Source organism: Streptomyces sp. NPDC003016 (assembly GCF_053591455.1).
Genome location: NZ_JBSFTV010000084.1, coordinates 1 through 8,962, shown reverse-complemented (window position 1 = coordinate 8,962; position 8,962 = coordinate 1). Strand labels below are relative to the sequence as shown.

Below are 8,962 nucleotides of genomic sequence, written 5' to 3'. Positions count from 1 at the left end.
CTGGTCCACCGGCTGCTCCAGCAGGGCGCCCCCGCGGACCGGCAGCGCCGCGCCCTCGCCGAGGGGCTGCCCTCCCTGATCGACCTGATCACCACACAGAGCACCACACCCTGACCGACCGGACGGCCGACGGGGTGGCGCGGCGCCCCGGCCGGGCCTGAACCGCTCAGCCGTTGAGGTGGCGTTCCATCCAGTCGGCGGCGGCGCGACGGAACAGCCGTCGGTTGTCCGCCCGCAAGAACTCGTGCCCTTCGTTCCTCAACAGCAGCAGCTCCGAGGGGACGCCGTGCTCGCGTGCCGCTCGTACCACCTGCTCCGACTCGCCGGGCGGGACGTTCGTGTCGTGCTCACCGTGGACCGCCAGCAGCGGAACCCGCAGCGCGTCGATGCGGCTCATGGGGGACAGCGCGTGCAGGAGTTCCCGGTCGTGTTCGGGATGGCCGTACTTGGCCGCGGCCGACTCCGCGATCCACGGCTCGGTCCCGGCGAAGAAGGTCGCGAAGTCCGACATGCCGCAGACAGCGACGCCGGTGCGGAACAGGTCCGGGTGCCACACCAGGGACGCGAGCACCAGATAGCCGCCGTACGAGCGTCCCATCACGGCCAGCCGTGTGGGATCGGCGAGTCCGGCCGTGACGACGTGCGCGGCGCAGTCGGCGACGTCGTCGATCGCCGCGAACCGTCCGGTGCCCAGGTCCGCGTCCACGAAGGAGCGGCCCCAGCCCGACGAACCCCGGACATCGGGCGCGAAGACGTCCAGTCCACGGCCGAGCAGTTCGTGGTAGAGCGGACTGAAGACCGGCCGTTCCTGCTCCTCCGGCCCGCCGTGCAGGTGGATCACGCAGGGTGCCGGTCCGCCGGTGTCGCGGGCCGCCGCCCGGTAGTACCAGCCGCCGAGCGGCAGGCCGTCGCGGGCGCGCAGGCGCACCGGCCGGGGACGGACCGGTGGGCGGCCCGGTGGTACGGCGTCCTCGTCCCGCGCCGACCAGCCCGTGCGCACGGGGGGCAGCAAAGACGCGCCGTCGGGAAGCCGCCACACGCCCGGCCGGCGCTGGGAGCCGGAGAGCGCGAGGAACATGCCGCCCGGCCCGGTCGAGGCGATGCGCGTCACCACCTCGTGCGGCAGCGGTACGGCAACGGCCTGCGGCGGGGGCGCGCCGCTGTCCTGCCCCGCGGTGGGGAGGGTGAGGACTTCCAGCTCGCTCGCGCCGTGCACGTTCCAGGCGAGGACGGCCGACCCACCGTCGTCGGAGACGGTCAGCAGCTCGAGGCCCGCGGCGTCACGCTCGGCCACCACATCGAGGCCGAGACACTCGCCCCCGGCGCCCAGCGTGGCGGCCAGGAGGGCCGGGAACTCGCGGTCGGCGTCGCTGCGCAGCCACAGGGTGCGCCCGTCGGGCGAGAACCGGCCGATCCACGGATCGCCGTCGGCCACCGGCACCGCGCACGTCGTCCGCGCGTCGGTGGTGCGCACCACCATCGCTTCACGCCGCCCGCGTGGGCCACGGCGCAGGAGCGCGAAACGGCCGTCGGCGCTGATGTCGCACACCCGCAGGGTGGCGGCGCCGGCCTCGGTGGCCAGCAGGACGGGCGAGCCCGCTCCCTCGGGATCGATGAGGTACGCGGCCAGCCCGCCGCTCGTCACCTCGCTGCCCGGGGGGCGCCCGGTCGTCGACGCGGCCGTCCCCGGACGCGGACCGGGCCCCGCGTGGTCCCGGTTCCCGCCGCCGAGCAGGGTGGCGTGGCCGTCCCGGTCGGCCCAGCCCGCGGGGAGCGCCGCGAGCTGCGCGTCGGCGCGGAATTCGCCGTGGGTGTGGCCGGCCGTACCGGGCCCCGCGGCCACGGCGGCCACCGCGTCCACGGCGGCCGGTTCGGCGACGGTGACGGCCAGGGCCGAGCCGTCGCGCGTCCAGCGGCCCAGCTGGGCGAACTGGCCCGGCTCGGCGCCGGCGAGCACCCGGCGGCCGGTGCCGTCGGGGCGTACGCACAGCACTCGGGTGTGCTCACCGCCTCCCGGAGCGGTGGTGTACGCGATCCAGCGGCCGTCGGGTGACCAGGAGACCTCCGTCACCGGGTCCGGATCGGCGTCCAGGAGGTGGGCGGCGCTGCCGTCGGCGGCCGCTGACCACAGCTGCGGTACGCCGGCCCGGTCGCAGATGAAGGCCACCTGCGCGCCCGTGGGGTCCGCCGACGGATACCAGCAGCCGTGGGCCACCAGGGGTGTCGGAGTGTCCCGGGCTCCCGGGGCGTCCGGCAGGGGCATCACCGCCGGGGCCGAGGCCGCGGTCGGAGGGCGGCCCGGCGAGAACCGGCCCGGCGTGCCCGGGAACGTCGCCGTAGGCGTGGTCGCGGAGGGGGCGGACGAGGGGGGAACCCTCCCCGGCTCCCGCGGCCGCCGCTCGCCGATCACCTGATTCCGTGCGTCTGCAGCCATATTTCCAGCAGAGCCACCTGCCACAGGGCGTTGGCTCCCCGTTTGGTCCGGTGCGCGTCGGGCGCTGCCAGGAGTTCGGCGACGTACGGCTCGCGGAAGACGCCCCGCTGCCGGGCTTCGGGAGCGGACAGGGCTTCCCGCACGCGTTCGAGTACCGGCCCGGCCATGTGGCGGATCGCCGGGACCGGGAAGTAGCCCTTGGGGCGGTCGACGACTTCGCGGGGCAGGACCTGACGGCCGGCGTCCTTCAGCACTCCCTTGCCCCCTTGCGCGAGCTTCAGCTCCGGCGGGCACGCGGCGGCCAGTTCGACCAGTTCGTGGTCGAGGAACGGCACCCGGGCCTCCAGGCCCCAGGCCATGGTCATGTTGTCCACCCGCTTGACCGGGTCGTCGACCATCATGACGTGGACGTCCAGCCGAAGCGCCGCGTCGAGCGCGGTCTCGGCGCCGTCGACCGCCATGTGGGCCCGGACGAAGTCGCCGGAGGCGTCATGGTCGACCAGCATGTGCGGCTGGAGCATCCGGGCCAGGTCGGCGTGCGGCCGGTCGAAGTACACGTCGGCGTACGTCTCGGGCTCCTGCTCGCGCTCGACGGCGGCCATCGCCGGATACCAGTGGTAGCCGGCGAAGATCTCGTCCGCGCCCTGTCCGCTCTGGACGACGGTGAGCTCTTTGGCGACCTGCTCCGACAGCATGTGGAAGGCGACCGTGTCATGGCTGACCATCGGCTCGCTCATGGCCTCCACCGCCCCGTCCAGTCCGGTCGACACGCGGTCGGAGGGGATCATGAGCTGGTGGTGGTCCGTGGCGAACCGCTTCGCCACGAGGTCCGAGTAGCTGAACTCGTCGCCCTCCTCACCGTTCTCCGACTCGAACCCCACGCTGAAGGTCGACAGGTCGGTCTGCCCCTCTTCGGCCAGCAGGGCCACGATCAGGCTCGAGTCCAGGCCGCCCGACAGCAGTACACCCACCGGCACGTCCGCGACCATCCGGCGGCGTACGGCCGTGCGGAGCGCGTCCAGCACCGCGTCCCGCCAGTCGGCCGCGTCCATGCCGGCGTACGCGGACCTGCGGGTGTACGACGGCTGCCAGTAGCGGTGCTCCTGGTACCGGCCGTCCCGCTCCACGACCCGCACGGTGGCCGGGGCAAGCTTGCGCACCCCGGCGAGCACGGTCCGCGGCGCGGCCACTGTGGCGTGCCAGCTCAGGTACTGGTGCACCGCCACCGGGTCGAGGGAGGTGTCCACCCCGCCGCCCGCGAGCAGCGCCGGCAGGGAGGAGGCGAACCGCAGGCGGTCCGCCCCCTCGGTCAGGTACAGCGGTTTGATGCCCAGGCGGTCGCGGGCCAGCACCAGGCGGCCGGTGTCGTGTTCGGCGATGGCGAAAGCGAACATCCCGAAGAGGTGTTCGACGCAACCGGTGCCCCACTGCCGGTAGGCCTTGAGCAGCACTTCGGTGTCCGAGGTGGAGAAGAAGCGGTGCCCGAGGCCCTCCAGCTTCCTACGGAGCTCCTGGTAGTTGTAGATGCAGCCGTTGAAGACGCCGGTGAGCCCGCTCTGCGCATCGGTCATGGGCTGGGCCCCGCGCTCGGACAGGTCGATGATCTTCAGCCGGCGATGCCCCAGAGCCACCGCGCCCTGCGACCACATCCCCCGCCCGTCGGGACCGCGCGTCGCCAGCCGGTCAGTCATGCGTTCGACCGCTGCGACGTCGGGCCGCCCGCCGTCGAACCTGATCTCTCCGCTCAGCCCGCACATGCCGCACCTCCGCGGTGGCCGGCCACAGGGACTCCCGGCAGCAGGATCCCCCTCGTCAGATCGGCGGTGTCGAGTTCCTCCGCCCCTGCAGTAACACTCACGGCTTCTCCTCACAGACAATTCCGTCGGACCCACTGCCGCGCTGCCCCGTCGCGGTACCGGTGGTTCGCTGACAGGTCGTCGCTGTGGTCTGCGGGTTCCCCGCGAGATACCACATATGCCCCACCGGTCACATCCGCCCGTCCGGTGGGCCCGGGAGCCCCGCCGTCACGGCGGGACCGGACGCAGAAGGAACAGGGCCGTGTCGTCCCTGCGGTCGCCCGACGGCCGTGCGTGCCGCACGAGGCCGTCGGCGAGGGCTTCGAGGTCGTGGTCCCCGGCGCTGAGGACTTCGGCGAGGTCCGCGGTCGCCTCCTCGATGTCGGTGCCCGGTGTTTCGACCAGGCCGTCGGTGAACAGGGCCAGGACGGCGCCGGGCGGCAGGGCTACATCGACCGCCTGGTAGTCCGCCGCGGGGTCGATGCCGAGGAGGAGTCCGGGCGGCAGGGCGGGGCTTTCGGTGCGCCCTCCCGGGTGGCGCAGGAGCGGCAGCGGATGGCCCGCGGTCGCCAGGCAGGCACGCCGGCGGGCGAGATCGAGCTGGACGTACAGGCAACTGGTGAACAGTCCCGGATTCAGGTCGGTGAGAAGGCGGTTGGTCCGCGCGAGAACGTCGTCGGGGGACGCGCCGGCGATGGCGTGGGCCCGCACGGCGGTACGGACCTGCCCCATCAGGGCGGCCGCGGTGACGCTGTGCCCCTGGACGTCTCCGATGACCGCGGCGGCCGTGGTGTCGTCGAGGCGGATCAGGTCGTAGAAGTCGCCCCCGACGTCCATGCCGCGGGTGGCGGGCAGGTAACGGGCCGCCGCCTGCAGACCGGGGAGCTCCGGCAGGGTCTGGGGCAGCAGGCTCTCCTGGAGGCTGCGGGCGAGTCCGCTCTTGGTGTCGTACAGATGAGCGCGGTCCAGTGCCTGGGCGGCCAGCCCGCCGAACGCCGTCAGCAGGGCGCGTTCGTCGTGCCCGAAGACGTGGGGGCGCGCATAGGCCAGTACGCAGCAGCCGATCGGGCGTCCCGAGGCGAGGAGGGGCAGAAAGGCCCAGGCGTTGTTGCCGTCGTCGGCCATGGAGCCGGGAAAGGCGTCGCCGAGTTCGCGGCGGGAGGCGAAGAAGGCCGGCTCGCCCGTTTCCACCACGCGTCCGCCAGGGCTGTCCGGCGTCAGTGCGGCCCCGTCGAAATGCGCCACCCCCCGCGAGCTGTAGCCGTGATGACCTCGCACACGGAGCCTTCCCGCCTGTGCGGCGAGCAGTACGACGGCCTGGGCACCGAAGCTGGGTGCGATCTGGCCGACCACCAGCCGGATCACATCGGGCACGCTGAGGGCCTCGGTCAGTGCGGCGGCGAGATGGGCCAGCTGGTACAGCACCCCCGCGCCGGTCGGCCCCGTCTCCGTCCGCGGGACTGCGGTCTGCGCCGGCGCGGGTAGGTGCGCGCCCGCGGCGACGCCCGTGGCGACACGGGAGCGGGTGATGCGGACGCTGATGCCCCGGGCATCGGGATAGAGCGCGAAGGACAGCCACAGGCCGTCCGGGCGCCGGACGGTGAAGGATGTGGGATGACGGCTCATCACCGCCGATCGGTAGCGGTCCTCGAACACGGGGTCGTCCAGCCAGGGCAGGGTCTCCCAGGGGCGCGCCCCCAGCAGGGTCGGGACGTCACTGCCGACCAGCGCCGCGCCGACCGGGGTGATGAACGTGATCCTGCCGTCGAGGTCGAGCGCGCAACCGCCCTCCGGGAGCCGCTCGGCGAAGTCCACCGCCGCCACCGCCTCGGTCTGCGTGACCGCTCGCCGCCGCGGCACCGGCATGATCCGCGGTCCGGTCTCCGGCAGGACCGGACGGCCGCTGTCGGCGGCGCGGCGCAGAGCCGCGCCGACATAGCCGCATGCCTTCTGGATCGCCCGTTGCCGCTCCCGCTCGATCACCGGGGGGTGGGATCCCGGCCACAGCAGCAGCAGTCCGCCCCAGGTCCGCTGCGCGCTGAGCGCCGGGGCGGCGGCGAGGGCGAACGCGTACGGCAGCGCGAGGCCGAGGCGGGGATAGCGGCGGGCCAGCTCCCCCTCGGCCCCCACCCACACCAGCCGGCCTTCCCGCACCGCTTGGGCCAGTGGGCCCGAGGCCGACATCCCGACCTTGGCCCAGGGCATCGCCAGTTTGGACGGCACTCCGGCGAGGACAGCGGCGGAGAGCACCTGGTCGTCCGACGACAGTACGTAGATCCCGCCGCCGTACGCCCCGGTCTCGCGCAGCGCCCGGGAGAGCAGCCGGTCCAGCACTTCCGGCGCCCCGGCCTCCTCCTCCGGCGAAGCCATGTCCTACTCCCCTGTGTCCCCTGTTCGCCTGCACGGCCGCATACGGCTACGGCTACGGCCCCTGTGGGCATGCCGCGAAGCCTCACGCCTCATGAGTCCGCCCTTTCAGCATGCGGAAAATAACACCGTATACGGACATTACGCCCATCTCGTAGTGGTACGCCCGCGCGAACTCCCCGAGGCCGCGCTCCGCCGCCTTCCCGCCGGTGCCGCACGTGACCGTCGGCCCCGCCTGCCCGCACACCGGTTCCGGCGCATCACGGACCATCCCGTACGACCGCCGCCGCCGCGCCGATAGCCTGACGGCGTGAAACGGATGCAGCGGATCGCCGGCGCGGTCGTCGGCTCGGCAGTGGGTGACGCGCTGGGAGGCCCCTTCGAGTTCGGCCCCGCCGGAGCGTTCTCCGCGCGGTTCCCGGCGCACCGTGCCGACGACGAGATGTGCGGAGGCGGCGGCTGGGACCCCGGCGAGGCCACGGACGACACGCAGATGGCCGTCCTGGTGGCGGAGTCGCTGCTGGAACGGAACGGCCTGGACCTGCCGGACCTCTTCGCGCGCTTCCAGAACTGGGCCGCGTCACAGCCCAAGGACATCGGTCTGCAGACCGAGGACGTGCTCACCAACGGCATGCCCTGGGACATGGCCGCCGCAGTCCACTTCCAGGTCGACCAGCACGCCGCGGGCAACGGTTCCTTGATGCGGGCAGCCACCTCCGCGGTCTACTGCGCACCGGGCGGACAGCAGGCCACGATGGACGCCGCCCGTCGCATCGCCGCCCTGACCCACGGCGACCGCGCCGCCTGGGAGGGAACGGCCGTCTTCCACGAACTCGTACGGGTCGCGCTGGAGGGCGCCGAGCCCCTCGGCGCCCTCCCCGGCGTCCTGGACCACGTCCACCCGGACCACCGTCAGCGATACGCCACCGTCCTCGCCCCCGACTGGCACCCCGACCGGGCCACCGAGTTCAACGGAGCCGTCTGGCCGTGCCTGGGCTCCGCCGTCTGGGCCCTGCGCACGACGGCCGGTTACGAGGACGCGGTCCGCGCCGCGATCGACCTCGGCGGTGACACGGACACCGTCGCCGCGGTCACCGGCGGTCTCGCCGGCGCGTACTACGGACTGGACGCGATTCCCGCCCGCTGGACCGAGCGTCTGCACGTCCCCCTGCCGGGATCCGGCGGGCGGGTGCTGCGGCTGCCGGATCTGCTCGGCCTCGCGCACCGCCTCGGAACCTGAACCCTGCCGTGGGGAACCGGCGGGGGCGGAGCCCGCGGCCCCTGGAGCACCGGCCGCTCCGGAGTCCGGGGCGTACGGACGCGCCGTCTGCCGCGTCCGTGAGCCGGTCGCCCCCGGTGCGGACCGGTGTCACGTATCGGCTGTCACCGATCGGCGCGGCATACCGCGGTGAACGGCGCGAAGGGGCGGCGGCACACTGCTGGGACGAACGCCGCCGCGGAGGCCGCGTCGTCGGCCTGCACCCGTATCCGGCTGTCGGGCCGGCGGCGCAGGGCGTGCGCGGCGAAGGCGGCGAACCAGGCGGCCGCGGCGTGGCGTGGCGTGTCAGTGCTTCCGCCGTACCGACACGCCCACGAGCCACACGGCGAGCATCGCCGCGGTCGCCACTGCGGCCCTCCGGCCGCGGAACGCCCGGGCGCCGGCGGGCAACAGGTCGCGGGCACGGTCGAACGCGCTCAGGGGAATCCCGGCCAGGGCGTTGCCGGGCGGCCGGCGCGGCACGGCCGGATGCGGATGGGTGGGAGCGGTGCGACGGACGGTCTCCCAGGTCGAGCCCAGACGGCGCAGGCGTGCGGGGTCATGGCCCAGGGCCTCCTGCAGACGTGGCAGGAGCAGGTCCTCCTCGTCCCGGATGTCCTGCCGGATCAGGGCGAAGGCCCGGCCGGTCAGGTGATCGTGGCGGGGATCGTCCGGGTCCGTGCGCTCGATGTCGGCCACGAGGTCGTTGATCTCCTGGTGTTCCTCCTCGACCCGCGAGGTCAGCGCCTCGCCGTCGGGTGCGAGCCGCCGCAGGGCGGGCCACAGCACGGTCTCCTCGGCGAAGGCGTGGCTGAAGGTCAGCTGGACGATGTCCTTCAGCGTCTGCTGCCGCTCCTCCCGCGGCAGGTTGCCGGAGGCGTAGAGGTTCATGAGGCGGTCGAGTTCGGCGTGGTCACGGCGCTGGCGCGCCAGGATGCTGGCCTGGCCGCCGAGTTGCTCGACACTTTGCTGAGCGATGGAGAGAGGCATGCGACTGTCCTAACGCGTGGCGCCGGTGCGGGTGCGGCGGGTGAGCAGGACGCCCAGGGCGATCATGCCCAGGCCCAGGACGAAGTGCAGCCAGTTGTCGGCCGTGTTGACGGGCAC

5 protein-coding genes are annotated in these 8,962 nt (G+C 73.5%); 1 reads left to right on the top strand and 4 read right to left on the bottom strand.

From position 1 onward, the window contains the following. Positions 1-166: 166 nt before the first annotated feature. The 3 genes from ACWDZ4_RS34790 to ACWDZ4_RS34780 form a co-directional block, all read right to left on the bottom strand. Positions 167-2,434, bottom strand: coding sequence for a S9 family peptidase (locus ACWDZ4_RS34790; RefSeq protein WP_451512381.1), 2,268 nt, complete (start codon positions 2,432-2,434; stop codon positions 167-169). Continuing rightward, on the bottom strand, positions 2,407-4,191 hold the full coding sequence (locus tag ACWDZ4_RS34785) for an N-acetylglutaminylglutamine amidotransferase (protein WP_451512380.1): 1,785 nt from the start codon (positions 4,189-4,191) through the stop codon (positions 2,407-2,409). Before ACWDZ4_RS34785 ends, ACWDZ4_RS34790 begins: the two co-directional genes overlap by 28 nt. A 267-nt stretch (positions 4,192-4,458) precedes the next feature. Then, positions 4,459-6,600, bottom strand: a complete 2,142-nt coding sequence (locus ACWDZ4_RS34780) for a SpoIIE family protein phosphatase (protein WP_451512379.1) — start codon at positions 6,598-6,600, stop codon at positions 4,459-4,461. Between the two features lie 316 nt (positions 6,601-6,916). Between ACWDZ4_RS34780 and ACWDZ4_RS34775 the strand changes: the two genes are divergently transcribed. After that, on the top strand, positions 6,917-7,837 hold the full coding sequence (locus tag ACWDZ4_RS34775; protein ID WP_451512382.1) for an ADP-ribosylglycohydrolase family protein: 921 nt from the start codon (positions 6,917-6,919) through the stop codon (positions 7,835-7,837). A 324-nt stretch (positions 7,838-8,161) separates the two neighbouring features. Here the strand turns inward: ACWDZ4_RS34775 and ACWDZ4_RS34770 are convergent, their stop codons facing one another. After that, complete coding sequence (locus tag ACWDZ4_RS34770; protein WP_451512378.1) at positions 8,162-8,845, bottom strand: hemerythrin domain-containing protein; 684 nt, start codon at positions 8,843-8,845, stop codon at positions 8,162-8,164. Positions 8,846-8,962 lie beyond the last annotated feature (117 nt).